This window comes from Shouchella clausii, assembly GCF_002250115.1.
Classification (GTDB): domain Bacteria; phylum Bacillota; class Bacilli; order Bacillales; family Bacillaceae_D; genus Shouchella; species Shouchella clausii.
The window spans coordinates 2,508,026-2,532,327 of the sequence record NZ_CP019985.1 but is presented as its reverse complement, the minus strand read 5'-3'; the positions used below and the strand labels follow the sequence as shown (position 1 = coordinate 2,532,327).

The 24,302-nt window shown below is 42.7% G+C and carries 27 protein-coding genes and 1 pseudogene; 6 read left to right on the top strand and 22 right to left on the bottom strand.

Going from position 1 to position 24,302, the window contains the following annotated elements; all coding sequences use genetic code 11:
- Positions 1 to 93: 93 nt before the first annotated feature.
- From istB to BC8716_RS12020, 10 genes are all read right to left on the bottom strand, one after another.
- Positions 94 to 858: an IS21-like element IS643 family helper ATPase IstB gene (gene istB / locus BC8716_RS12065; RefSeq protein ID WP_094429144.1), complete on the bottom strand. Its 765-nt coding sequence runs from the start codon at positions 856 to 858 to the stop codon at positions 94 to 96.
- On the bottom strand, positions 858 to 2,402 hold the full coding sequence (gene istA / locus BC8716_RS12060) for an IS21 family transposase (RefSeq protein ID WP_094429138.1): 1,545 nt from the start codon (positions 2,400 to 2,402) through the stop codon (positions 858 to 860). Before istA ends, istB begins: the two co-directional genes overlap by 1 nt.
- Before the next feature lie 127 nt (positions 2,403 to 2,529).
- Positions 2,530 to 2,772, bottom strand: a complete 243-nt coding sequence (locus BC8716_RS12055; protein ID WP_094425999.1) for a hypothetical protein — start codon at positions 2,770 to 2,772, stop codon at positions 2,530 to 2,532.
- Between the two features lie 286 nt (positions 2,773 to 3,058).
- Positions 3,059 to 3,403 (bottom strand): hypothetical protein, encoded by a 345-nt coding sequence (locus BC8716_RS12050; protein WP_142300625.1) that lies wholly within the window; start codon positions 3,401 to 3,403, stop codon positions 3,059 to 3,061.
- A 248-nt stretch (positions 3,404 to 3,651) separates the two neighbouring features.
- Entirely contained in the window at positions 3,652 to 3,990 is a 339-nt protein-coding gene (locus BC8716_RS12045; protein WP_142300624.1) for a hypothetical protein, read from the bottom strand.
- Between the two features lie 249 nt (positions 3,991 to 4,239).
- A complete protein-coding gene (locus tag BC8716_RS12040) occupies positions 4,240 to 4,578 on the bottom strand; it encodes a hypothetical protein (protein WP_094425994.1) in 339 nt (112 codons plus the stop codon).
- Positions 4,579 to 4,837: 259 nt separating this feature from the next.
- A complete protein-coding gene (locus BC8716_RS12035; RefSeq protein WP_094425992.1) occupies positions 4,838 to 5,179 on the bottom strand; it encodes a hypothetical protein in 342 nt (113 codons plus the stop codon).
- Between the two features lie 22 nt (positions 5,180 to 5,201).
- A complete protein-coding gene (locus tag BC8716_RS12030) occupies positions 5,202 to 6,728 on the bottom strand; it encodes an LXG domain-containing protein (RefSeq protein ID WP_094425990.1) in 1,527 nt (508 codons plus the stop codon).
- A 17-nt stretch (positions 6,729 to 6,745) separates the two neighbouring features.
- Complete coding sequence (locus tag BC8716_RS12025) at positions 6,746 to 7,009, bottom strand: DUF5344 family protein (RefSeq protein WP_035202847.1); 264 nt, start codon at positions 7,007 to 7,009, stop codon at positions 6,746 to 6,748.
- A 5-nt stretch (positions 7,010 to 7,014) separates the two neighbouring features.
- Positions 7,015 to 7,410, bottom strand: a complete 396-nt coding sequence (locus BC8716_RS12020; RefSeq protein ID WP_011248002.1) for a DUF5082 domain-containing protein — start codon at positions 7,408 to 7,410, stop codon at positions 7,015 to 7,017.
- Between the two features lie 494 nt (positions 7,411 to 7,904).
- Here BC8716_RS12020 and BC8716_RS12015 point away from each other — a divergent pair, with 494 nt between their 5' ends.
- Positions 7,905 to 9,032 carry an AimR family lysis-lysogeny pheromone receptor gene (locus BC8716_RS12015; protein WP_094425988.1) on the top strand — a complete coding sequence of 376 codons (1,128 nt, stop codon included), beginning with the start codon at positions 7,905 to 7,907 and terminating at the stop codon, positions 9,030 to 9,032.
- Positions 9,033 to 9,191: 159 nt separating this feature from the next.
- Here the strand turns inward: BC8716_RS12015 and BC8716_RS12010 are convergent, their stop codons facing one another.
- The 7 genes and pseudogenes from BC8716_RS12010 to BC8716_RS11980 all read right to left on the bottom strand — a co-directional run bounded on the left by BC8716_RS12010 (position 9,192) and on the right by BC8716_RS11980 (position 15,745).
- Positions 9,192 to 9,371, bottom strand: a complete 180-nt coding sequence (locus BC8716_RS12010) for a CsbD family protein (RefSeq protein WP_094425986.1) — start codon at positions 9,369 to 9,371, stop codon at positions 9,192 to 9,194.
- Positions 9,372 to 9,446: 75 nt separating this feature from the next.
- Positions 9,447 to 10,413 (bottom strand): annotated as a pseudogene (locus BC8716_RS12005) (Gfo/Idh/MocA family protein).
- 113 nt (positions 10,414 to 10,526) lie between these two features.
- Positions 10,527 to 11,621 (bottom strand): glycosyltransferase family 4 protein, encoded by a 1,095-nt coding sequence (locus BC8716_RS12000; RefSeq protein ID WP_094425984.1) that lies wholly within the window; start codon positions 11,619 to 11,621, stop codon positions 10,527 to 10,529.
- Between the two features lie 125 nt (positions 11,622 to 11,746).
- Positions 11,747 to 12,499, bottom strand: coding sequence for a glycosyltransferase family 2 protein (locus tag BC8716_RS11995; protein WP_094425982.1), 753 nt, complete (start codon positions 12,497 to 12,499; stop codon positions 11,747 to 11,749).
- Positions 12,472 to 12,879 (bottom strand): hypothetical protein, encoded by a 408-nt coding sequence (locus tag BC8716_RS11990; protein ID WP_094425980.1) that lies wholly within the window; start codon positions 12,877 to 12,879, stop codon positions 12,472 to 12,474. The genes BC8716_RS11995 and BC8716_RS11990 overlap by 28 nt, the downstream gene beginning before the upstream one ends.
- A gap of 104 nt (positions 12,880 to 12,983) precedes the next feature.
- Positions 12,984 to 14,354 (bottom strand): UDP-glucose dehydrogenase family protein, encoded by a 1,371-nt coding sequence (locus BC8716_RS11985; RefSeq protein ID WP_094425978.1) that lies wholly within the window; start codon positions 14,352 to 14,354, stop codon positions 12,984 to 12,986.
- On the bottom strand, positions 14,351 to 15,745 hold the full coding sequence (locus BC8716_RS11980; protein WP_094425976.1) for an O-antigen ligase family protein: 1,395 nt from the start codon (positions 15,743 to 15,745) through the stop codon (positions 14,351 to 14,353). Before BC8716_RS11980 ends, BC8716_RS11985 begins: the two co-directional genes overlap by 4 nt.
- 267 nt (positions 15,746 to 16,012) lie before the next feature.
- Between BC8716_RS11980 and BC8716_RS11975 the strand changes: the two genes are divergently transcribed.
- A complete protein-coding gene (locus BC8716_RS11975) occupies positions 16,013 to 16,360 on the top strand; it encodes a hypothetical protein (RefSeq protein ID WP_062746201.1) in 348 nt (115 codons plus the stop codon).
- 107 nt (positions 16,361 to 16,467) lie between these two features.
- Here the strand turns inward: BC8716_RS11975 and BC8716_RS11970 are convergent, their stop codons facing one another.
- The 4 genes from BC8716_RS11970 to BC8716_RS11955 all read right to left on the bottom strand — a co-directional run bounded on the left by BC8716_RS11970 (position 16,468) and on the right by BC8716_RS11955 (position 20,635).
- On the bottom strand, positions 16,468 to 17,559 hold the full coding sequence (locus BC8716_RS11970; RefSeq protein WP_094425974.1) for a glycosyltransferase: 1,092 nt from the start codon (positions 17,557 to 17,559) through the stop codon (positions 16,468 to 16,470).
- Positions 17,556 to 18,356 (bottom strand): glycosyltransferase family 2 protein, encoded by an 801-nt coding sequence (locus BC8716_RS11965; RefSeq protein ID WP_094425972.1) that lies wholly within the window; start codon positions 18,354 to 18,356, stop codon positions 17,556 to 17,558. The genes BC8716_RS11970 and BC8716_RS11965 overlap by 4 nt, the downstream gene beginning before the upstream one ends.
- Positions 18,353 to 19,810, bottom strand: coding sequence for an oligosaccharide flippase family protein (locus tag BC8716_RS11960; RefSeq protein WP_094425970.1), 1,458 nt, complete (start codon positions 19,808 to 19,810; stop codon positions 18,353 to 18,355). Before BC8716_RS11960 ends, BC8716_RS11965 begins: the two co-directional genes overlap by 4 nt.
- A 177-nt stretch (positions 19,811 to 19,987) precedes the next feature.
- On the bottom strand, positions 19,988 to 20,635 hold the full coding sequence (locus BC8716_RS11955) for a helix-turn-helix transcriptional regulator (RefSeq protein ID WP_094425968.1): 648 nt from the start codon (positions 20,633 to 20,635) through the stop codon (positions 19,988 to 19,990).
- A gap of 169 nt (positions 20,636 to 20,804) precedes the next feature.
- On the opposite strand from BC8716_RS11955, the gene BC8716_RS11950 reads away from it, so the two are divergent.
- From BC8716_RS11950 to BC8716_RS11935, 4 genes are all read left to right on the top strand, one after another.
- On the top strand, positions 20,805 to 21,425 hold the full coding sequence (locus tag BC8716_RS11950; RefSeq protein WP_094425966.1) for a superoxide dismutase: 621 nt from the start codon (positions 20,805 to 20,807) through the stop codon (positions 21,423 to 21,425).
- An 83-nt stretch (positions 21,426 to 21,508) separates the two neighbouring features.
- The gene (locus BC8716_RS11945; protein WP_094425964.1) at positions 21,509 to 21,757 is read left to right on the top strand and encodes a YuzB family protein; all 249 of its coding nucleotides are present in this window, start codon (positions 21,509 to 21,511) and stop codon (positions 21,755 to 21,757) included.
- An 18-nt stretch (positions 21,758 to 21,775) separates the two neighbouring features.
- Positions 21,776 to 22,015, top strand: a complete 240-nt coding sequence (gene fdxA / locus BC8716_RS11940) for a 4Fe-4S ferredoxin (RefSeq protein WP_094425962.1) — start codon at positions 21,776 to 21,778, stop codon at positions 22,013 to 22,015.
- A 185-nt stretch (positions 22,016 to 22,200) separates the two neighbouring features.
- A complete protein-coding gene (locus BC8716_RS11935) occupies positions 22,201 to 22,758 on the top strand; it encodes a putative glycolipid-binding domain-containing protein (protein ID WP_094425960.1) in 558 nt (185 codons plus the stop codon).
- 267 nt (positions 22,759 to 23,025) lie between these two features.
- Here the strand turns inward: BC8716_RS11935 and BC8716_RS11930 are convergent, their stop codons facing one another.
- The gene (locus BC8716_RS11930; RefSeq protein WP_302473765.1) at positions 23,026 to 24,300 is read right to left on the bottom strand and encodes an amidohydrolase; all 1,275 of its coding nucleotides are present in this window, start codon (positions 24,298 to 24,300) and stop codon (positions 23,026 to 23,028) included.
- Positions 24,301 to 24,302 lie beyond the last annotated feature (2 nt).

Sequence of the window (24,302 nt, the reverse complement as noted above, 5' to 3'; positions counted from 1 at the left end):
AATAAAAACGCCTTTAAACTTTGCGATTTTTTCTCTAAGCCCTAACTCTTGTAGACGTCAAGTTGAAATTTACACTTTTTGCTCGTTTCCTTTTTACACATCTGCTGAAAAAATGCTCTTCCGATTTTTCATCCTGTGACTTCTCTCTTCTTCGCTACCATGGATCACTTCCACACGATGAAGTAAGCGATCTAAAATCGCAGTGGTGATGCCTTGGTCTCCGATTAAATTGCCCCATTCATCTGGACTCTTATTTGATGTCAGGATAATCGAACTTCGTTCGTATAAATGGTTAATTAAATGAAAGAATAGGTTTGCTTCTCTCTGGTCCATGGCCATATACATTAAATCATCAATAATCACTAAGTCGGCATTTCTAATTCTCTTAAGCTGAACTTTAGATTTGTTCAGGTATTCTTCTGATTTTAGAAGCTGCACCAGTTCACCCATTGTAGCGAAATAAACATTAAACCCTCTGTAAACAGCCTCAAGTCCAAGTCCAATTGCGATATACGTTTTACCGATGCCAGGAGGCCCTAAAAGGATAAGATTATAGTGTTGCTCCAGCCAGCTTAATTCTCGGAGTTGAGAAAGCTGACGAGCCGTCAGAACGTTTTGTCCTTTCAGCTCAAACTCGTCTAATGACTTCACGAAAGGGAAGCGTGCCCATTTCATTCTTTTCTCAAGGCTTTTCTCTTCGCGTTTGGCTAATTCATATCGAGTGAGAGACTCTAAAAATTCCAAGTAGGTCCATGATGCTTTTTCAGCTTCGCGAAGAAGCTGTGGCAGCTCCTCCGCAGTCTCTGCTAGGCGTAGCTGACGAAAGTGATCTTGTAGTTCATGTACGGTTTTGTTCATCATGTTCTACCTCCTAAAATGCTAGTATAGGCATTTAGAGAACGGGTAGAGGCTTTGAGATGAGAATGGTTTGGCGGACTCGTGTAAAAAGATTGTGCTTCTTCAATCGGCTCATCTCGTAAAGCATCAAGGTGATGAGCGATATCGCGAAAGTCATTCGCATTGTAAAGCTTTTCTGTCGTGCACTTGGCCAAAACAGTATCAATTATAGCCGGGTATTGTTGGCTCACCTTATGAATAATTGTAAACTGATCTCTCCGATACCTCGGGTATCTTTGGCTAATCTCATCTAAATAGGCAGCTGCCTGAACCTGATCTTTAAAGTGAGAGAGGAGACGTTGTTTAAACTCTTCCACACCTTTGGAGCGATCACGAGTATGGTGACGGTTTTGAATCAGCTTTCCCTTTTCAGAGCTGATCCTATGCTCGGCAATCACTTCACCATTTGCTTCTTTGCGGATGATCAGGGCGTTGTGATCTTCTTCCCTTATTTCAATCCACACAAGATTCTCACTCCTATTTTGATAAGTCCCCAGTGGGACAGAGTAACGGTTTGACTTGTACCGGATCGTATTGTCCTTACTAACACTTCTTGTTATACTTTGGTTATGGGTACTTTCATATGAAAGTAACGAAGAGACTGGCTGTAAGTGTTGCTTTTCGAGGAGAAACACTTCTGCTGGTCTTTTTTTCGTTGTCTGGTGAACCTGGTGGTTTCCCGTACGCTTGAGCCATTGCCTTGCCCGTTCATTCCAATCTTCTATATCTCTAAACACACGACTGTCAGCGAAGTTGCCTTTTATGTATTTCACTACATTTTCAATCATCCCTTTAGATTCTGGATCCGCTCTTCGGCAAAGGTGAACGTTGAATTTACGCTCGTTTACATAGCTTTGAAACTCAGCTGTTAAAAGTAGTTGACCTGCATTTTCACTTACTGAGATTAAGTGATCCTGATCATAGACAATTTCTTCGGTTCGTCCTCCATAGAACTGGAAGGCATGTTCGTGACAACGAATCGCATCTCTTGTGGTGAATGGACGTGCTTGCCATTCCATATATTTTTGTCGCGAGTGAACGAGTACAAAGGCAATAAAGTACAGTTTGATTTCCTTGTTGTTCACTGTTTTCTGTTTTGTTTCTCCCCAGTCTACCTGGAGTTGTTTACCCATTGGTTGTTCAGGAACTGCTTCGTATTGCCGGACAATCCCCTTTTTCTCAATCTGATAAACTTCTCGCACCCCCCTCACATATGTTCTTACAGTACTTCCGCCGACCACTAGGTCGGGGTATCTTTCTAAAAGCCAATCATGGATCTGAGCACTACTTAGGTGGGGATACTCTTCGAGCCAGGCCAGTATCCAGTCCTTATAGTGATCTAGTTTTTTCTTCTTTCCCAAGGGCTGTTCAGTATACGCCTTTGCCTCATCGAATGTCATTTCTAAGTACTTATAGACAGTCGGTCTTGAGATTTTAAGCTCCTTAGCGATTTGCGCTACTTTAAACTTTCTCTTATGTAATTCCTGAATCTTAATATATAACACTAACTTCTCCTCCAAGATCCTAACCCCCAGTAAAATAACATCACGATCTATTTTACTAAAGAGGTAGATTGATTGAGCAAAAGTGTAAAATCTTATCGATCAAAAAGTGTCAACTTTATTCTAGCGTTTACAACTCTCCATTTTCAATGTAAATATTATCAAACTCAAATGCGTTGAAAACTGGATTACATATAAAACAAACAAAAAATGTCACAAGAAGAAACCCCACAAAACTCCATATACCGTTTCCTCCGCTTATATTAAAAGAAAACAAATATCCAATCGTAAACATCACAACTTGGTATAAAGGAAGTAACACAAATGCAATGAATCGATTCTTTGGTGTTAGTTTAGCTATTTTCTCCTTCATGGATGAATTGGCCCCCTCCTTTACAAATGCGGTCGTACAAAACGGTTGAAAAGCCATCCAAAAACACGGTTTTAGCATCTACTGGGTAATTATTAGCAGCGATCTCCTCTTCAATGACTAGGACGTATACTCGCTTGACAAATAACACTTGTCACAATGTTTGCGATGAATAGTTAAACGATAGTGTCCCATGGGAAAGAATCGCTTTAGGAAAATTATTCTTTAGAAAAGAGCCCCGCTGTTAGCCCCAGCGAGGGATACTTATAAATTCTCATTGTAAATCAAGTTAAAATACCCCTCCCCATAAGCCTGCAACAACAGAAATAAGAGTGAATGTTATGAAAGCTGCTTTAAACTTCTTCATTTTTTCCTTTAGGCTTAATTCCCCATTCACAACATATATGTCATAGAAGTCGAACGCATTGAAAATTGGGTTCAATATAATACAAAGCACAAGTACCGCTATTATGAACGTGATGATTGCCATTGAATCATACCATTTGCTAGCTATCTCAAGGCCCACTGTATAGCCTATTAGAAAGGCGATGATCATATAAAGCGGCAATAGAACAAAAGCAACAAACTTGTTTTTTCGGCTTAATTTGATTTCTTTTCCATTTATGTTTTTCATGAATCCCCAATCCATTGTTCATAAAGCCATCCTATGGGTCCTTCTGGTGATCTATCTTCGTAATCTGTCATTGTTGATTTTTATCAACTTGTACATAGATTCTAGTGTCACTGGTTTTAAAACCTTACAGGCTTCTATAATTAAATAAAAGCTATTATGGTTAATAGTTAATGTTTAAAACAAATTCCGTCTCGAAATATAGAGTAATCTCTTAGTTTCGAGACGGAAAAATTTATCCGTGATGCATATTATCCGTGATGCATAATCAATGCCCAAACTGCAATGCCAATAGTGATCGCCGCGTATCCTGCTAGTGTTGGTCTGTATTTCATTATTTTGTCTTTTAGAGGCATTTCTGCATCCTCATAAAACATTTCCTTATATTCGTTTATTTCAAAGAAGGGATTACATACCCAGCAAAGAATCAAAGGGGCTGCAATCACTGGAATCACCCCTTGATAATTCATTTTCCCTAAAGTGAAAATGAAATAGAGCATCCACGCTACTAACATAATAATGCCAGGCATCAACACAAAAGCTTGAAATTTGTTACGTAAGTCCATCTTTCTTTCCTCATGTTGTTCCATCTAATCACCGACTTGTCATCTTGGGAACTGAAATAATCTACAACTTTGTTGAAGATGGGAAATAACTTTTCGTTTATAGACCATGATATTATGCGAATACATACATTTCTGAAATGATTAAGAGAATACTTAAACCAATTATATTATAGGAATCAATATCGCATCAAATTCACAAATTAGAAGGAACGATCTTTTGTTCAACAAAAAAGTGTAGGGCAAAATCGCCCTACTTCTTTTAGTTACAAACGGCTATATGTGACATAACAATGCGAAACCAGTTGTAAATACAGCTATAATGCTATATTCAGTGATTGCTTGCTTGTGTTTTTGAATTTTAACTTTTATGGGCATATCGCCATCTTTGTAATACATCTCCTTAAATTGATATTCTCTAAAAAGCGGAACGTATATCCAACAAAAAACCAAAGGAAACGAAATGATTGCAATAATCCCCTCTGCCTTAATAAAACTAAACGTTAATAAGTAATATAAAACAAACGAGAGGATCATCATATATCCAGGCATTAGAATAAAGGCCTGGATTTTGTTTGATATAGTCATTTCTTGATTTTTTTGTCCATCCTCCATCGTACTCACCTACTTTTTATCATTATCATCGGTAAAAAAGTCAACGATTGGGACGTAGACAGAAGAATAGGTTTTTATAGGCATATATAAAGATTTCGATATTAAAATAAAAGCTAATAGGTTTATAGACGTTTGAACCAAATTCCGTCTCGAAATATCGAGTAGCCTATCGGTTCCGAGACGGAAAAGAATATTTATCCATGATGCATAATCAATGCCAAACTGTAATACCAATAGACTGCCGCGTATCCTACAAGTGTTAGTTTGTATTCAACGCAAGTAGCCCCACTAATATTGGAGCAACCGTAAATATTATAAAAACCACCTTGAACCTTTTAATTTTCTCAATTAATGACGCCTCTCCATTTCTAATATAGATATTATTAAAATCAAATGCATCGAAAACTGGATTGAGAATATAACAAACAGCAAGTACTATTATCAAAAATCCTAAAAATCCCCATATATCAAAGTACCAAGTTCCTTTTAAATACATGACAATTATGTTGGTTATTAAAAATAATACGATTTGGTATAAGGGGAGTAGTACAAATGCAATAAGTTTATTCTTTGGTGTTAATTTAGCTGTTTTCTCATTCATGGGTATAAATCTGACCCCCTAATTATAAATGTGGCCGAACAAAACGCTCAAAAAGCCATCCAAAAACACCATCTGCTTTTCGGTCTTCGTAGTCTGTCATATGGGCTTTTCCATTTGAATCAACTTCCACATAGATCCTGGTATCCCATGTTTCCCCTTCATCAATACTTATCCATAATATACGTTCTTCCGTACCAATACCTGGAATAGGTGTTGTTATTATAGGTAAACCACTAGTCAATCCTCCTGTTCCCAATGCAACTTTTTTAGCAGAGTCTATTATTGTAGGCTGCTTTACTTCTTCCATAAGGACTGTGCCTTTTGATATTCCTCTTGTTGCCCAAGAATGCATTAATAATCCTCCCAGATATACGCCTCCAGCACCAGCAATATAAGTTGATAGCCTATTAAATCCCGTATGAACTGAGCCATTCGTATAATAATGAACATCAGGATCATCCATAAATATAACAAGCTCCCCATCAATATCCGTATAGTGTATGGCATGCCCCGAGTTAGTAACAAATCTGTTAGGAATAATTCCTTGTTCCTCTAGTGCATCGTAGTCCACTTTTCCACCACGAACCTCAATATGGCCATCGCCCCAATCATTAATAATTTCAGCGTCGACGGTGTAAGCGGAAGATGCAATCTCGTTTCCGTTCGCATCAATAGTTGTTCCTGCAATCTGATGATCTGGCGAATAATGATGGACCACATCGATATGGCCACCAGCCAAATAAAGTCGCTTAGCCGCATTTAAGATAAACGGATTGCTAAAATAAATAAATCCAAACGGGTTTGGCGAAAGTAAGAAATTCTGTGTATGTACGGCTTGGTCTTGAAAGTTCTGATACGGAGTCAATACATTATACGTGCCATTTAGCATCGGATGCATCGCTTTTATTTCTGGCGGCACATCTTGGGAAGCAATGTAGCCGGCAAGTGCCGTAATGCTAACACCTGATTCAATCGCTCCATTTAAGCCGGCAACAAACGAGCTAATTGGCGCCATCAACGAAATCAGTTGATCGACCGCTGCTGATTGTGTATGGTCGAAAGCATAGAGCTTTTCAACCGTATTCATTGCATGCTGCTTCGCCTCGTGTATCCCTGTCTGTATGGCGCTTGTGTCAAGTCTTGGCAAAGATACAATGTCAGAGACGCTAGCAATGATATGATTAATTTTGTGCTCATGTTCTTCGATTCTTCGCTGGTTTGTTTCTAATTGAGGAATGACTTCTCCTTCAATAAAGCTTTCATCAATCACTGCATCGCTGCTCTCAAAGCTTAGCGCGTTCATCCGCATTTTTGCCGTAGCTATTTTGACTTGTTGGCAGGCCATCGTCCAGTAGGAAAGCAGCGGTACATGGTTGTTTGCATAAAAGTTTTTGAGTGCTTCTCCGCCTTGCCCTGTGAGATTGTCTCCCAAGTTCACGACGCCTTGAATAGCAGAATGAACGTTGCTCAATGTCTCTGTGTACTGATTCATGTCCGAGTCGATCTTATCGAGGGCAGAGAAAAATTCAGAGGCAACATACTTTTTCATTAGCTATGCTCCTTTCTTCATTGATTAGCCAAAGCCCGGTCTATTTCCCCGTATATTTTAATTAGCTGTTGGCTCTCTTGTTTCGTTTTGTTTAACGTTTCCATATAGGACTTAAGCTGCGCTTGATATGCTTTCTCCAAATGGTTAAGTTGTTCAAGAACATCAAGTGATGATGTTGCCATTTCAATTGTTGCTTCTATTGAAGCTAAGCCAGTTGCAGCCTTTGTGACATGTTGAAACACTTCTAATGCGTTACTTTCATTTACTTTGATTTCTGCCATTTTCATCACCCTGATTCATTTTGCAGACGCTTGAACATCGCTACTTGCGATTGTTTAACGTCAATAAGTGTGTGTGCGTGTTGAATATCACTTCGCAAAAGGTTGATTTTCCTTTCAATTGAGGAAATGATCTCTTCCAACTGGTCTTCAGAGGCTCGATAAGACGTTTCTAAACTAGAACGCTTGGTGTCATGGTCATTTGCTTCGTTTCCATGCCATACCCCAGCGGTTAACCCTGGTTCTTGTAACTGTGCCTTTTCGTGATGGAAAGAGACCTGTTGTTCCATAAGAGTGCTTTTCGCCTCTTGAAGACGCCTGATATCTTGCTGGATGGACGCAATTTCCCCACGAAGCGAACCAACTTCATTTCTCAACCGGGTAATGTTTGCTGAATAATCCATTCGTATATACCCCTTCTTTTTCCATATATATCAAGCATAAAAAAATCCTTTTACATGTTCAACTATTTCAAGCCTAAAAAAACCAGGTAATTACAAGTGATAAAGTCGAAAGTATGCTGCGACAAAAATAAGCCTCGGACTAAGACAGGCGAGGTCAACCGTAAACTTTAACAATGACGGTTTCTCTTTGATCAAACGTTCCCCGAAACGCCTTTGAGACCAACAGCTTTGGCAGTTTGAATAACAGTACGCAGATTTTAACTTAAAGTAAATAAACGCCCAGACAAACTTACCCTTTTATTGGGAAATATACTATTAGTTAATAGGAATGACATTTACCTAACTGCCATTTTAAGGATTTTTCATGTTTTCATTCTTCAAAAATGGAAAATCCCCAACTGCAATAAACGAATTTTCCCAATGTCAAACCCGCTATTGCTAGCACTTTTTTATGTTATAGTGCTAGTACACCGGATAACGTGGAGGTGACCAGCTTGGCTTGGATCAGTGAAGAAAACAAGGCGTTACTGGCAAAAGAAGGCATGAAACGTGGACAAACGCTTACATACGATTCGGTTGTACAATTGACCAAAAAGTATCCTTCGCTAGAGTTTGAGGATATATTGACGATCGTGAAGTATGTGGATGAAGATCATTCTCTTGATATCATGAATATGTATTGCTATCATGCTACAAAGCTCGAAAGTGTGCAAAGTGCTTTTGAGTTTGCTTCCTCTTACAGAAATTATGATTTATTATTAGCCTTACTCGATAAACATCAACACGACGATTTGCTCACTGAATGGTGCCAAGTGTATGAACTTGTTTCGACTTTAAGATATAACATTAATATTGATTTTAAAGAAGTTCTTGCTAAAACTGAAAAGTTATTACCTTACATTAAATCCGATCTTTTAATAACAAAACTTAAAATCTTGCGCTATTCTGCTTATTATCGATTAAAACAATATAAAATGGCCCATGCAATTACACTCGAAACAGCTGAATTTTTAAAAACACTCCGGCCAGGTTATTTAAAGTCTGTATTAGCTGCAAGAGTGGCTAACAATCTTGCATATAGTTACTTTCTATTTGAACATAACGTTAAAAAGGCAGAACAACTGATCTCAAGCACCATTGTAAACCCCGCAACTCAAGAATACATTTTAGCTTCTGCTCATCAAATACTTGGTCAGATTTATATTTTCAACAATTTCCAAAAATCAAAACAGAACTTGATTTTTTCCTACAATCTTTACAAAAAGATGAATGTCCTTTCACAAGCGAATGTAATAAAAAACAATGACCTGATTTTTCTTCACAATGTGCACCAAAAGTATTTTCCTTTGGATGAAGACATGGATATTGAAGAACAAGCCCACCAATATATTATTCGCAAACAGCCTGATAAAGCAATAGCATTACTGGATATGGCTGAGCAGCAAAATGGAAAAAATAAGTTTAATTTATTTTATCGGTCAATGGCAACTGATAACTATCATTTATGTAAAGAAGCGCTTCATTTTGCCATGATGGATGGCGATTTTGTTTTTACAAAGTGGATGTTTGAAAAATTTGAAGAAAAATATGTTCTTACAAATGAAAGGGGCATTTTAAATTGAAAAAGAAATTCGTGCAGGTTAGTTTAGTAATGTTTCTTTTCAGTTTTGTTTTCAATTATTCTCTATTCACGTACGAAAGTGTAGAGGACATGCAGCCACATGGGGGATCAGGTATCGTCATTTCAGATTAAAAAAACGACCCGATATCGGGCCGTTTTTTTAATCCTTCACCCTCTCCTTAACATCGCCCTCCACCTCTTGGGCTTTGCCTTTTAGTTTGTCTTTCTTGCCGTCTGCTTGCATTTTTTTATTGTCTGCCGCTTTTCCGGCAGCTTCTTTGGTTGCTCCTTTTGCTTTGTTTGCTGCGCTTTTCATTTTGTCGGTTGTTCCGTTTGCCATCGATAACGCCTCCTTTTAGATGTGTATTTATCTAAATAGACGTTATCGGGCTATGTTAAACTTCTTTTTCTGCCGTTACTCAAATGGATACGTGATGCCCCATTGGCGGCGAACGGTATCCATTAGCTCCATTACATCGCGGGAGAGCGCTATATGTGTGTCTCCTTGGCCGGCTATTGCTGCTTCCATCGCTTGGATTTCGTATTGGAGGGCATGTTCTGTCTGGCCTGCTGTGATTTCCTCGGTTGAGCCATCAGGATAAGTGAGCAGCGCTGATTGGGCCCGTGGGAAGTCATCGACGGTTATGTAGCCCCCCCTCACAGGCGACAATGCCTCGCTTCGGCATTTTCGAGCGCATTGCTAGTGCAATTGTTGCCAACTGTTCTTGTTTGTTTTTAAGGACAATTCCCGACTGTTCATCAACGCCTGTTTCAAACGGCTTGACCGTCGTCAACACTTCATGTGGCTGGCTTTCTAAAAAAAAGCGCGCAAACGATAACGCATAGGTGCCAATGTCTAAAATCGCCCCGCCGGCAAGTTCTTTATTGAAAAAACGATTTTGCGGGTTCGCTTCCTTTAAACTGCCAAATGTGACATTGATCATTTTGACTGGCCCTAACGTATTTGAGCGAATCACCTGTTGCAACTTGGCATAGAGCGGCATGTGAAAAAGGGTCATTGCTTCCATTAGCACAAGTTGTTTTTCTTTTGCGAGGCTCATTAATTCTTCAAGCTGTTGGCCGTTTACCGTGATGGCCTTTTCGCATAAAACATGTTTTCCACTTTGTAAACTTTTTTTAATGTATTCATAGTGGTTGGAATGGGGCGTTGCAATATAAACGGCGTCGATGTTTTCATCGTGAAGCATGGAGTCATAGCTTCCAAACGCATGCTTGACACCAAATTTGCTTGCAAACGCCTGCGCTTTTTCAATCGACCTTGAACCGACTGCATAAATCGTTCCGTTGATGTTGTTTAGTGCTTGGGCAAAATCGCTAGCGATGGCTCCTGGGCCAAGTATTGCCCAATTGATCGTTGTCATACTATCTCCTCCAAGGCGTTTTTCCTAATCGTACCTGATCTGTGCCACGATATGCCAGCATTCCGCTTGAAAAGGACAAAGCCCCGGTGCAAGCTGACTGCACCAGAGCTTTGTTATTTGCTTCTTAATGGCGCTCCTGCGCCTGCCCATTTTCTAATCGTATTTAAAAGTGGTTTTCGTTTTTCGCCAATTAAGCCTATACACTCTGCACATAGTTGGATCAGCAAAGCGACAACGATCAACACGAGCAGTGAGAACCATAAGCTTGACATGGACAAAAGAATTGCACAAGCTGCGAACAAGAGGCTAACGCCATAAATCGTCAACACCGCCTGCCTGTGGCCGTACCCTCTGTTTAATAAGCAGTGGTGAAGATGGCCTTTATCCGGCGAACCAATTTTTTGTTGGTTCAGTTTGCGGCGGATAATCGCAAACACGGTATCAAGAATAGGTACGCCGAGTATGAACAGAGGCACCACGACGCTGACAATCGTTACACTTTTGAAAAAGCCCATTGTTGATAAAATCCCGATCATGTATCCGAGAAACAGCGAGCCTGTATCGCCCATAAAGAACTTCGCTGGATGAAAGTTAAATATCAAAAACCCGCCAATACTACCAATTAAAGGGAATCCAAAGGCGAAGACAAGCCCATAAGCTGCTGGGTTTCCTGCCGCAATGACTAGCATTGTGCTTAGCGCGATGATGGCGACGCCTGCGGCAAGCCCGTCCAGGCCATCAATTAAATTAATGGCATTCATCATCGCGATCAGCCATATCACTGTTACAATACTGCTTAACAGGCCTAAATCAATCCGCTCTCCAAACGGGATTGAAATAAAATCAATTGACACTCCTGAGCCGATGACGACGATCGAGGCGGAGAGAAGTTGAAACAACAACTTCGTCCTAGCTCGGAGCGCAAACTTATCATCAAGTAAGCCAATGGCTATGATTGGTAAGGCGCCTGCCAAAATTGCGACTGTTGTTTGCCAATCAGCCGCCAACTGGTCTGCCACTGCCAACAATCCGATTCCTGTCCCAAAAATAAATGTTAAACCGCCTATCCGAGGCATTGGTTTTTGATGTACTTTTCGCTTGTTTGGCTGGTCGACAAAGCCAAAGCGATGTGCCCATTTGATCACAACGGGTGTGACCGCGATGGCTGCCGCAAAGCTGCTAATGATTGCAAGTATGTAAGCTTCCATGTTTGCCACCCTCGCTTTTGCTATTCTTATTATCAATTTGCTACTTAAGCAAGAATAGCAAAATCTATCGAATAAAAGGGACAATTTACATGTTCTTCATGAACCCTTAAAACGCTTTAAATTCCTTACAATTTCTTCATCCCATTCCACGCGTAACCGGCAAAAACACGGCACGCTTTCAGCCAGGGCAGTTCCTCATGTTTTCGGTAAATTTCCCAATTTCGTTTCGCCGCTTGCCACTTATTGCTTGATATTGAGTTGCCGACTTTGCGGTATACCGCCAGCTCCTCCTTTATCCCGTAAGCGGAGTAGCCTTTCTTCAATATTGAAAGCCACAGCATGAAATCCTGTCTCGTCCTTATTGTAGGCATTTGCAGCGGTCCTAATGCATCTTGATTTAACATGACAGTCAAACATCCAATAATCGTGTTGGAAAGCAACTGCTCGTACGTGACGACAGACGGCGCTTCCACCACTTTGCTTCGCTCCGTGCCGTCCTCCCTCATAATCCGGTAACTCGTAAACGAGAACAAATGGCCAGTATCCTCCATAAAACGGACTTGCCTCTCTAATTTCTGAGGACGCCACAGGTCATCGCCATCCAAAAAAGCAACATACTTGCCTTCTGCCTTTTCTAGGCCTTTGTTACGCGCCACTGCTGCACCGCCGTTTTTTTCTAAATCAACGAGCTTGATTCGGCTGTCTGCTTCGGCAAATTGAGCAGCAATGTACTTGCTGCCATCACTAGAAGCATCATTGATCAGCCATAGCTCCCAATTGGCATATGTTTGCGCTAAAACCGATTCAATCGTCTCATGTAAAAAGGTCTCGCAATTATAAACAGGAGTAATTATTGATACAAGTGGTTGTTGTTCCACTGCCTATGCGCCTCCTCCACTTGCGCTATTTTCCAAACATTGTCCACTTTTTCATACGAGACGACCGTGCCATTATAAGCAAGGGCCACCTGTTCTTCCCCTTCTTCTGCAACTTCGGCCTCTTTTTCTAACGAAATAGCAAGAAAAGCAGCTTGTTCTTCTTCCGAAAGTGTTCTTGTAAAATGATGGCTGTACCATTGCTGCTCGTGATTCTCAAGTACGTATTTTGCCGCTTCATGAGCAAGCTTTAATTCCATAAAAGCCTTCTGGTCAATGGTCGCGGTTTCTTCTTTATATGGATTGGCTTCTCCCTCATCTAAAAAAAAGAAACCACTTAAAAACAGCAAAATGCCACAGGCAACTAGGGAATTTTTTAGCATGGTTCTCCTCCTATGCTTGTCCTAAAACAAAGAATCGTGCTCCAGATATAGACAATTTGAATGATGTTGCCGACAAAGTCAGCAACATCATTCAGGTTCAACATTTATCCATTGGCAAAGCGGTCATAAATCCCCAATACAAGATCTTCCCAGTCGCGGATGCGTTCAAGCCGCCCATCAACGACCGGCCTGCCGACTGAATCGTAATAAAAGCCGTGCATTTCCATTTCTTTAGGGTCGAACATGTTGCGGCCGTCAATGACGATCGGTTGCTTTATCAACTTTTTCAACTCTGGCAAGGAAATGTCCTTAAATGTCTCCCAATCCGTTAGTAGCAGAACAGCATCAGCATCTCTGACTGCTTGTTGCCATGTGTTTGCTAGTTGAATGCCAGGCAACGCTGCTTTTGCTTGCTCGGTGGCAATCGGATCAAAAGCAACCGTATTTGCCTGTTCACGTTTTAGTGCTGGATACACGTCAAGGGCGGGAGCAGCCCGCATGTCGTCTGTATTTGGCTTAAACGCTAGCCCTAGGATTGCAATCCGTTTGCCCGCCAAATTATGACCGAGTGCTGTTTTCAGTTTATTGACAACCGTTAAGCGCTGGGCGGCATTGACTCGTTCTACTGCAGGCACAATTTGCAGGTCGTAGCCTGCTTGTTGGGCGACGCGGATAAACGCTTGCGTGTCTTTCGGGAAACAAGAACCACCGTAACCGATGCCAGCTTTTAAAAAGTAGCGTCCAATCCGGCGATCTAAACCAATGGCTTCGGCAAGGGAAGTGACGTCGGCGCCAACTTGTTCACAGACGTTGGCGACTTCATTAATAAAGCTAATTTTTGTTGCTAAAAACGCATTGGCTGCGTACTTAGCCATTTCAGCCGTTTCGAGATTACACGCGACAATTGTTGTCTGAAACGGTTTATGCAAGTCACGGAGGAGCCGCTCTGCTTTGACGCTTTCTACGCCAATCACGGCTCTCTCCATTTCAAGCGTGTCGGCTATGGCAGTGCCTTCTCGCAAAAACTCTGGGCAGGAGGCCACTTCGAAATCTTCGTGGCCGCATGTTTCAGCAATCCAGCTCTTCACTTTCCGATTTGTCCCGACTGGAACGGTGCTTTTCGTAATAACGACAAACCCCGCTGTTATACATGAGCCAATCTCCTTGGCGACAGCTTCCACATAATCCAAATTTGCCGATCCATCTGCCCGGGCTGGCGTACCAACTGCTATAATTGCTGCATCTGCGCCGGCCAGCCCTTCGGACAAACGGGTCGTAAACGATAGCCGTCCTGCCGTCATGTTGCTTGCTAGCATATCTTCAAGTCCCGGTTCAAAAATCGGCACTTCCCCTTGGCTAAGTCGCTTAATCTTCTCATGATCTCGGTCGACACAAACCACTTCATGGCCAATGTGGCTATAGCAGACACCTGATACAAGACCGACATATCCCGTTCCGATCACACAAAGCTTCATAACGTTTCCACCTTCTTTTCTGATGTATGGTTATCCTGATGTGCTTGAAAAAATATGCCTCTCCTCGCCATCTCGGCTAAACCAGCAGTAATCGCAACTAGAATCCAAAAACGCGGTGAGACAAAATCAGACCGGTACAAGGAGGTCACTCCTAAATGGAGCCACAACACCAAGGCAACCGAATAGTAAAAATGGCCACTTCGCTTTTTCCACAAATAGACAAACACAGCTAGAAAGACGACTGCAAAAGTCATGCCGCCAATCATCCCATGTTCAAATAGCAAATCGACAAACACATTGTTTGACGTGCCGCTAACAGCGCCTTGGTGGCTTAAAAATTTTGTCCGTGCCAAAAAGTCATATCCTCCTGGCCCGTATCCAAACAAAGCGTTGACGAAAGAATAATCAAACAGCCACACAAATGGGAACACGAGCATATACAAACGGCTATGATGCATCACATCAAACAGGCTGTCTAAACGGCCGATAATCGGCATAAATAAACCCATTACGACTTGCGGAAAAGCCAGCGTTGCTAAAACAGCGAATAGAAGCAACGCTAAGGCGGCGTAAAGGCCGACTCGTTTCGATATCCATCCCCGGGAAAACAGCAACACAACGGCGGCCGCCCCAACAAGCGCCAAGTTAGCGTAACCGCTGACGGAAAAAGAAAGCAACAAGACCAGCACGGCAGAAACGCTATACAACGCGTAGCTTTTTCTCGTGAAAAGCAGCACGCCGATAATCAGGCCATCAATTAAAAATGGAACGAGAAAACTTGGCTCGTCAGTAAAAGAAGTTAGTCGAAAATTTATGAGCACATCCTGACTAACACTATGCACAAACGCCCGCGTTTCGAACCCCGGCATCGGATATCCAATCGAAAAATGGAGAAATTGCCAGATCCCCCCTACGACAAGAATGCTTGCGCCCGTCAAATAGCCAATCAGCAAAGAACGGGTCATCCGCAAAGGGTCCTGATTTAAAAACAGCAAGATTAGAATGGTTAAAGAAGCAAATAAACCGAGGTTCATTAGCCGGCGCGGCAACGCCTCCTGTATGTAGGCAGTGTACTCGGTTGATTGGAAAACCGTTAAAGCATAGCCGGCAGCGATCGTCGCTAAAAGTGCTGGAATAACGACAGCAGCAAGCATGCTAATCGCGACTGGCTGTAATTGTCTGACATAGACTCTTTCACCACGCAAAAACCAGGCTAGTCCTAATAGAAAAATCGCTAACCCAGTCAATAACACTGAGCTGGGAACAAACAAAACATGCTGGAACATGTGGGAGACGGCTACTGGAGCCAGCGCTGCATAAACACCCACCACTGCAAAAGCAAAAGCGGGCACATGCGCAGAAATGACATACGGAAATCGGTAAGATTGCATACATGAAGATCCTTTCAACGTGAACTGTCGCCATCGTATCACGCAAACAAAGAGCATTTATAAAGGCGGTGTAAAGAATTGGTTAAAGTTTCTGGCCCTTTGTAAAAAATTCGCCAGCCTTAAAATCGGTAAACCCACTCCTGACAGAGGATAACTCTTGTTAGCATGTCCTTTTTTCGCCTTTACAATCCGTTTTCTGCCAGCTACACTTCTGCGTCTAAGCGCGCTATACTTAGGGCACAATGGAGCAAGGAGCTGAATGTCATCATGAAAAAGCTGACTTTTGCAGTTATGTTGCTGCTTTTCCTAGGAGGGTGTGGGGAGAAAACACTCGTCATCCGCAGCGCCCTTGAAGGAGACAGCTATTTGCGCAACAATGCGTCTGAACTATCCGAGCAGCAATTCCAATCGTTGCTCGCCCAACAAGCCGCCATCGAGGAAGACGCTTATACAAAGCTACAGACACTACTGGCTGAACATGAACACACACGCTATATGCTGGCCGAAAACCGGATTTACCGTTACGATACGGAAGGCGAGTTGCTTTACGTTGCTGATTGGGCAGAAGCAGAAGATAGTGGCGTCTTTAAAATCGCCGCACTCACGTTTCCATAAAAGATAAGAGGGGCCCCCATAAAGGAAGCCCCTCTTATCTTTTTATTTGTAAATGGTAATGTTCGCCTATGTCTAGAAGGATAGCCGCAAAGAAGAGACTTCCCCACCTAACGAAACAATGTTTCATAGGCGGCGGCACAAGCTTCTACTGTAAATTCACGGGCACGGCTTATTAATTCCGCTTCGTCATGATGGCTAAGCAAGGCTTCTTTCATTGCCTGTGCCAACGCCACCGTATCGCCCACTGGAACCAATTGGCCATATTCTCCGTCCGCTAAAATTTCCCTTGGGCCACTTGGACAGTCTGTCGCTACGACAGGCGTCCCAGTCGCAAGTGCTTCCACAATGACATTCCCAAAGCCTTCCCATGCTGAAGAAAGGGCAAATAAATGCGCTTTTTTCATATAGGCGTAAGGGTTCGGTTGGAAACCAGCAAAATCAACAGCTTGGCCAACTTCTAATTCTGCAGCAAGCTTTTGCAACGATTCTTTTTCTTCCCCATCGCCTATAAACAGCAGCCTTGCTTCGGGCAACTCGTTTTGTTGTAGATTCGCAAATGACCGCAATAATGTAGGGTAGTCTTTTTGCACATGCAAGCGGCCAACTGTGACAATGACTTTGGCATTCCTTTCTTCAAAGAAGCGGTGGCTAACAGGCTGTTCCATCTTTTCCTCTAACGTTTTCGTCACAACCGGGTTATAGATGATATGAACCTTTTCATCAGGCAATTGGGCAATCGCCTTTATGTCTTCAGCTACGCCTTTGGAGACGCCAACGACATCATCGGCAAAACGATAACTGTAACGGACTGCTGTTTTTATGCGGCCAAACTGGCCTGGCTGTTTCCGTGCTTGCTCGCTCAAATGGACGCGGCATGAGACGATTAACTGCGCTTTCGAAAAGCTTAGCTTCTTAGCGGCAATAACGAGTACATTTAAGTAGTCTTTTGCGGAACAAACCACGTCTGGCTGCTCCCGGCGCAAATAAGAAATCATCCCTGGCAATGCCTCCTTTGCCGTTCTTTTGCCAAACGCGAAAAGATTGACGCCTTTTGGAACGGCTTGTTTGTATTCGCCATCAGGATGGATAACAAGCAAATCGACTTGCTTGCCTTTTTGTAAAAACGCCTCTGCTAAATGAAGCGTCATCCGCTCAACCCCACCCGCCGCAAACGAATAGAGCACAAATGCGATTTTCACGGCCTTGCCTCCTTCGGCTTATAGTTCAGCAATGCCCGTACCGCTTTCGCATAGCTCGCAGTTGGATGCTTTAAGTGTTTGTATTTTTTAGCAAACAATGCTGTAAGCAAGACGAAGCCAAACGGCCCGTTGTACATTGTTTTAAATAGCGGACCTTTGCTGACCAATTGCGCTTCCTGGAGCCGTGATGCTTGAGACGGTTTCTCATGGAATACAATTGTTTCAGGTATGTACATCAGTGTATGGCCTGCCACTAAAAACTGCCGCAAAAACAAGTTTTCTTCTCCGCTTGGATACGTTCCACCAAGCCCGAATGCTTCATTAAAGCGCAGCGATTCAATCGCTGACTGGCGGAAAAACAGCTCAATGGAGGACTTTTTCCAAACGCGTCGTCCTCGGACAGTACCAGGCGATGTATTATAGTGTTTATACGGGCTTTGTTGGATCGGGTCATAAATTTGAAAGCAGTAGGCATCAGCGCCCTCTTGCGCAAACGCGCTGTGTACCCGTTCGACTGCATCAGGCGGGTACCAGCAATCGTCATCGGAAAAAGAGACAATGTCGCCTTTCAGCGCTGGCCAAGCTGCATTTCTCGCTCTAGATAAGCCCTTTTCCCCTAGTTGAATATGGGTCGAGCGCAACTGGAAAGCGCTCAGCCATTGCTCTACTTGGTCGTAATTGCCTTGAGACACGACAATCAACTCAAACCGTTTATCCGTTTGCTTATCCAAACTGACAAGCAATCGTTTAAATTCGTTGCATCGTTCACCAAGCGTTGGCACGACAAATGTAATCATTGTCCGTCTCCCCTTTTTTCAATGACTGGTTGATTTCGTTTTCGATTTACCTTTTTGTACATAAGCTGTACTTGTTTTCGAAAAAGCAGCAAACAGGCAACACCATAGCTTAGCCCTCCGATCCCCACTTGAAGGATGAGCATGCCCCAGTGAGCGCTGCCTAAAAACGGCCACATGCAAAGGAGCATGATCGCTGTTGCACACAAAACCTTTACAAAATCTTTACCCGGAAATGGCAGCCGCCCCATTTGCTTATTTATAAACAGCCACGCAAGAGCAATCGCCAACCCATAAGCAACCACCGTCGCGAAAGCGGCCCCTTCTAAGCCATAAGTAGGAAGAAGGGCAATCGTTAGTATCACATTGGCGATGGCAGCTACTGCGACTGGCACCATTTGCAGCTTTGTTTGCTTATACAAGTGAAACATAATATCGACACCATAGAGTTTAAAGCCTTTTAACAAGGCGCCCACGGCAATGTACGGCATGAGCAGCACGGCCGTCTCCCGAAACGCTTCTCCTAAAAATAGCTCGGCAACCCCTTCACGAAGCACGACCAAGCCGCAAAGCGCCGGAATACCTATAGCAAGCAATAGACTGGTATTAGCTTTTACTTGCTCTCGCGCTGCTTCTTCCCCCTTTTCCTCAAGCGCCTTAACAGCAAGTGGAAAAGCAGCAAGATTGATAATCAACATGAGTGTAAAGATCGTTTGTTCCGTCAAATCGTATGTCACCGCATACATACCCGTTGCTTCTATCCCAATCATTTCGCTAATAATAATCCGGTCCGATTGGTGAATCACCATCCCAAGCAACAACGTCAGCGTAAGCGGCAATCCGTACGCCGCAAATTGCCGTAAAAGCGTGTAGTCCATTGCTTTTTGACGGAAATGCCATCCCCACCGTTGCCAAAATAAAGGGAGGAGCGGCAGCACCAAACCGACAACGATTCCAATGACCAAGCCTATTTCCCCGTACCCTGCTGCAATCAACAAGACCCCTAAAATGAGTCCGAGCAGTGAGCGGGCAAACGCCACTCTTCCATATCTCACAGGGGATAGCTCTGCCCGCAAAAGCGATAAATTCAACTGGTACCATGCCTGGGCCCAACATAGCAACAATGCTAAAAACAAAAGCGGCGGCGACAGCCAATCGGAAACGAGCAACATTACGCCTGCGAGCGCTAGCGTTCCGGCCATTAGCCCTATAAAAGCCGCTTTTACTGTCATATAAAAAGCTTCGCTTTGCTTGCTGCTTTTGTAATGCCTAAGCACACTGACTTTCAGCCATTCAAACACAATGGCATTGACGAGTGCACTCACTGCAAGCACAAGAGCGTAACGCCCGTATTGTTCTGGTGAGAGCATCCGTGAATAAACGGCAATGCCGAGAAACCCGACCAATGCCGGTACCCCGTGAGAGAGGAGATAAGCAAATGCATGTCTAGCAAGCACGTTTTACCACAACCTTTTTCCTTCCCGTCCATTTCCTTCTATCATGTAGTATGGACAGCATGATTGTAGCAAAGTCATGCCAAAAAGAAAAAAGCGCCCTCCTTTACAAAAGGCGCGAACGTTTTACATCCTTTACACAATCTTAACTTGCTATCGCTTTTACACGCACATTAGCGCTCAACGATGCTCTACCTGCCGATTTTCTGAAAAGGCCATCACGAACCGACATTCAGTGTCGCCGTCTGATTGACATGCCACTCGTTTGACTGATTCCGTTTCAAGTACATTTTTAAACAAGGATGTTTCGCATTGGCAGGCAGCTTTAAATTGTTTGGCGACTGCAAATACAGGGCAGTTATGCTCGACAAGCTCAAATGTCCAGGCATCATGCTGAGTGACTTCGGCCATGTATCCTTTTTCGTTTTGGATTTTCGCTAGCTCGGCCATTTTTTCTTCAGGCGATTTATGGACCATCCGCTTAAAATAACGATTCGTTAAACGCAGTTCCCGTTTTTTAAACAAATAATGGATGGATTCGTCGCCATGAAGGTCTCGAATGTCGTGCAGAAAGTCGACTGTCAACCCTTCATAATTTTTTGGGAAAAGGCGGTCTCCTTTTTCTGAAATTGAAAACATTTGCAGGGGGCGCCCTATGTCTTGCTTTATTTCACGAAACTGGACAAAGCCATCTTTTAAAAGAACATTCAGGTGTTTGCGTACGGCCATATGAGTGATCCCGAGCACATCCGTTAATTCGCCGACACTCATCTCTACTTGCTTTTTCAGCAACTCGAGGATTTTCTCTTTTGTTGTTTGTTTTTCCATTTTCACACTCCTACTGCTGCTCTTACACATTAGTTTACTATATCGTATAAAAACAGAAAAGAAGCAATGCATTCCCCCTTGATTTTTAAAAGGATTTCACGGTATTATAAAGACATACTTTTTATACTGATAAGTATACAAAGTACATAAACAAGTTGGAGGGGATTCTATGGCTACCCATTCATTACCAGAACTTGGCTTTGCTTTTGACGCGCTAGAGCCAACGATTGACAGAAAAACAATGGAAATCCATCACGGCAAGCATCATCAAACATACGTAAACAATTTGAATGCGGCATTGGAAAACGAGCCATCGTTGCAAAGCCAATCGCTTGAACAATTGCTCGCCAACATCGAGTCACTTCCGGCATCGATTCAAACCCCAGTCCGCAATAATGGCGGCGGCCACCTTAACCATTCATTGTTCTGGCAAGTAATTGCCCCGCCAACAGGCGCAAATGAAATGAGTCCTGCTTTAAAAGAAGCCATTGATAAAGCATTCGGGAATTTTGAAGGCTTTAAAGAAACATTCACTAAAGCAGCAACGACACGTTTTGGCTCAGGCTGGGCTTGGCTTGTCGTCAATGAAAGCAAAGAGTTAGAAGTTTACAGTACAGCAAACCAAGACAATCCGATCATGGACGGAAAACAAGCCATCCTCGGTCTTGACGTTTGGGAGCATGCCTACTATTTGAATTACCAAAACAGGCGGCCAGAGTACATTGCGAACTTTTTCTCCATTATTAATTGGGAGGCCGTATCGAAAGCATACGAAAAGGCAATCGGTTAAAGATAAGAAGGGAGGAAAGCAGTCCAAGCTTTCCGCCTTTCTTTTTTGCTTAACAGGCACAGGCCGCGAAAGGAGTGAAAATCATGGGAATTATTGTTGTAGAAATATGTGAGTCAAACCTCATCCATACTGTAGATGTGGAGGGGCTATTAGAAAGTGAATACCCAGAAGTAGCTGTCATTACAAACAGCTGCCTCTCTTTTTGCGGCATGTGCGCCTTGCGTCCTTACGCGATCGTGAACGGCAAAAAGATTTTTGGGCAAACTGCAGAAGAATGCCTTTCAAAAATAAAAGACCGCATTGAATTAGAACTTGCCTTGTACAAACTTTAGATTGGAGGTGTGACAAGAATGTCATTTGTCATTTTAAGTCCTTGCATTGGCGAAAAGGCAGGAGAATGTGCTGAAGTTTGCCCGGTTGATTGCATTGAAGAAGGCGATGACCAGTACTTTATCAATCCCGATATTTGCATCGACTGCGGCGCCTGCCAAGGCGTCTGTCCTGTGGATGCGATCGTGGAAGAATATGAAATGAGCAAAGAGGACGAGCCTTTCTTGAAAAAGGCGGAGGCGTTTTTTGGGATCGATTAAACAGACTAAAGAGGATATTATGTTCGCAAGAGCATATATCCTCTTTCCTTATGTAAATTATATTTATTTTTTAATATTGAAAATATAGTCTAGTAAGTATACAATAAAAGAACGTATGTTTGCTCCGTGTAGGATACTGCCTAAAGTGTGAGTTGTAATGACAAGTATGGGAGGGATTTTTACAAATGTTATACATATGGGAGAATATCGAGCATAAGGGACTTGAGTATTTAAAGGTTAAGTATTCTTCGAACAATATAAGTGTAACAAGTACCATCATTGACCCTTTAGAATCTAACAAAATTGAATACGAGGTTATACTGACAAGAAATTGGAACTTTATCCGCTTAAAGTTAACGAATGATAAATTAAAAGATGAACTCTTATTAAGTAAAGATAGCAATGGCAAATGGCTTGATGGCAATAATATAGAGTTAGACCATTTAGTTGGAGCGAATGACATTGATTTATCCTGTACACCTTTTACAAATACTCTTCCTATTAATAGATGTGATTGGACAAAAGATGAACCTTTACACTTGGAAATGGTCTTTATAGATGCAAGTAATTTAAACGTAAAAAAAACCCAACAAACTTATAGATTGATTAATAACAATTTAACCAATAAGGTATTCAATTATAGTAGTGGTTCATTTGAATCAGTTATTTTGGTAAATAATAACGGGTTTGTTTTAGATTACCCAGGGTATTTTAATCTTTTGACGCACACTAACGAATGCTAATATTCAACAGTGAATAAGACAATTAATAATATACAGCAACATAATGTGGAATAAATTCCATTTTGATGAAAAAAATATATTCATTTGCTTGGTCATCTGCGCTTTAAGAACTGAATTTAAGAATGTTTTTAATAGCTCAAAAACGCCTATTCTAATTAAAGTAAGGACATAACGTACTAGTACGTTATGTCCTTTAAATTGACTAAATCATTCCAAATTAGTATCCATCTTTGTTCTAATTTATGGTTGATTTTGCATGACCCCTAGTTAAGACTGTTGTAGTTGCGCTGTTAGGCGCCATAAACTGTCAACTGCGATTTCCAACACCCGTTCATCGTAATCAAACAATGGGTGGTGGTGCTTTTCCGCTAGAGTGCTGCCGTAAAGCAAGTAAGTAGCAAGCCCTCCTCGTTGTTGGACACGTTCCATCATGAATGTCGCATCTTCGGAACCTCCAATTGCTTCATAGCGGTCACTAACTTCTTGAACTAGATCGCTCGCTGCAAGCGCTCGCTTGACAATTTCTAGCCACTCGGGATCAGACTTGGCTGAAATCCCTTCTCCGACTAGATCGAGCGTATAGTCGACGCCCCATGCCTCTGCTGTATGACGGATGATTCGTTTGGCGTTTTCAGCCATATAAACATTAAGCGCCGTCGTCTCACCCCTTGTTTCCAGTTCAAGCTCTGCCCGGTCAGCAATAATGTTTCTACCGCTGCCAGCGTGAAACGTGCCAACATTTAAACGTGTTGCCCCTTGTGAGTGTGGAGGGATGCTGTGAAGTTGAACGGTAGCCTGTGCTGCGGCTAACAATGCATTCCTGCCTTCTTCTGGGTTGCCTCCTGCATGGGCCGATTTTCCTGTAAACGTGACATTTAGCTTCGTTGTCGCTAATGCAGAAGCTACGCCAGGTACGACCGTGCCAAGGGGTTGACCCATAATATGACCAGCGAGGAAATAGTCAGCATGATCAAGCCAGCCTTTTTCAACGATCGCTTTCGCCCCTCTTACTCCCTCTTCAGCTGGTTGGAAAATCAGTGTAAATACGCCGTTTAACTCGTTCCGATTTTCATGGATCAGTTGAGCCAGTCCGAGCCCAATTGCTGTATGGCCATCGTGGCCGCAGGCATGCATCTGGCCATCATAGATCGAGCGAAATCCTTCGTTAGCTGGCAAATGGGAGGAGTCATTTGACTCAAAAATGGGCAGCGCGTCAATGTCAAAGCGATAAGCCATATGTTTACCTGCTTTGCCTGTGTCAAAAGTCGCCACAAGCCCCGTTTGATTGCCAGCCATTTTCTCGAGCAACTTAGCATCAATGCCTGCCTCCTCTGCCCGCTTGAAATGGAGGCGATCCACTTCAGCAGAAGGGACACCCATTTTTTCTTTGCTACTTACTTCATTGCCAAGATGAAGGGTAAAACATAGAGGCTTTAAAACATGATAAATGTAAGCCGTTGTTTGGTATTCACACCAGCCTAATTCGGGACGCTTATGCAAATCACGGCGCCATGTTTTTAGTTGATTCTGTAATTTTCCCATTC

Coding starts and splice junctions, on each gene's coding strand:
- istB (WP_094429144.1), bottom strand. CDS start 858: ATGAACAAAACCGTACATGAACTACAAGATCACTTTCGTCAGCTACGC.
- BC8716_RS12055 (WP_094425999.1), bottom strand. CDS start 2,772: ATGAAGGAGAAAATAGCTAAACTAACACCAAAGAATCGATTCATTGCA.
- BC8716_RS12050 (WP_142300625.1), bottom strand. CDS start 3,403: ATGAAAAACATAAATGGAAAAGAAATCAAATTAAGCCGAAAAAACAAG.
- BC8716_RS12045 (WP_142300624.1), bottom strand. CDS start 3,990: ATGGAACAACATGAGGAAAGAAAGATGGACTTACGTAACAAATTTCAA.
- BC8716_RS12040 (WP_094425994.1), bottom strand. CDS start 4,578: ATGGAGGATGGACAAAAAAATCAAGAAATGACTATATCAAACAAAATC.
- BC8716_RS12035 (WP_094425992.1), bottom strand. CDS start 5,179: ATGAATGAGAAAACAGCTAAATTAACACCAAAGAATAAACTTATTGCA.
- BC8716_RS12030 (WP_094425990.1), bottom strand. CDS start 6,728: ATGAAAAAGTATGTTGCCTCTGAATTTTTCTCTGCCCTCGATAAGATC.
- BC8716_RS12025 (WP_035202847.1), bottom strand. CDS start 7,009: ATGGCAGAAATCAAAGTAAATGAAAGTAACGCATTAGAAGTGTTTCAA.
- BC8716_RS12020 (WP_011248002.1), bottom strand. CDS start 7,410: ATGGATTATTCAGCAAACATTACCCGGTTGAGAAATGAAGTTGGTTCG.
- BC8716_RS12010 (WP_094425986.1), bottom strand. CDS start 9,371: ATGGCAAACGGAACAACCGACAAAATGAAAAGCGCAGCAAACAAAGCA.
- BC8716_RS12000 (WP_094425984.1), bottom strand. CDS start 11,621: ATGGAAGCTTACATACTTGCAATCATTAGCAGCTTTGCGGCAGCCATC.
- BC8716_RS11990 (WP_094425980.1), bottom strand. CDS start 12,879: ATGCTAAAAAATTCCCTAGTTGCCTGTGGCATTTTGCTGTTTTTAAGT.
- BC8716_RS11985 (WP_094425978.1), bottom strand. CDS start 14,354: ATGAAGCTTTGTGTGATCGGAACGGGATATGTCGGTCTTGTATCAGGT.
- BC8716_RS11980 (WP_094425976.1), bottom strand. CDS start 15,745: ATGCAATCTTACCGATTTCCGTATGTCATTTCTGCGCATGTGCCCGCT.
- BC8716_RS11975 (WP_062746201.1), top strand. CDS start 16,013: ATGAAAAAGCTGACTTTTGCAGTTATGTTGCTGCTTTTCCTAGGAGGG.
- BC8716_RS11965 (WP_094425972.1), bottom strand. CDS start 18,356: ATGATTACATTTGTCGTGCCAACGCTTGGTGAACGATGCAACGAATTT.
- BC8716_RS11955 (WP_094425968.1), bottom strand. CDS start 20,635: ATGGAAAAACAAACAACAAAAGAGAAAATCCTCGAGTTGCTGAAAAAG.
- BC8716_RS11950 (WP_094425966.1), top strand. CDS start 20,805: ATGGCTACCCATTCATTACCAGAACTTGGCTTTGCTTTTGACGCGCTA.
- BC8716_RS11945 (WP_094425964.1), top strand. CDS start 21,509: ATGGGAATTATTGTTGTAGAAATATGTGAGTCAAACCTCATCCATACT.
- fdxA (WP_094425962.1), top strand. CDS start 21,776: ATGTCATTTGTCATTTTAAGTCCTTGCATTGGCGAAAAGGCAGGAGAA.
- BC8716_RS11935 (WP_094425960.1), top strand. CDS start 22,201: ATGTTATACATATGGGAGAATATCGAGCATAAGGGACTTGAGTATTTA.
- BC8716_RS11930 (WP_302473765.1), bottom strand. CDS start 24,300: ATGGGAAAATTACAGAATCAACTAAAAACATGGCGCCGTGATTTGCAT.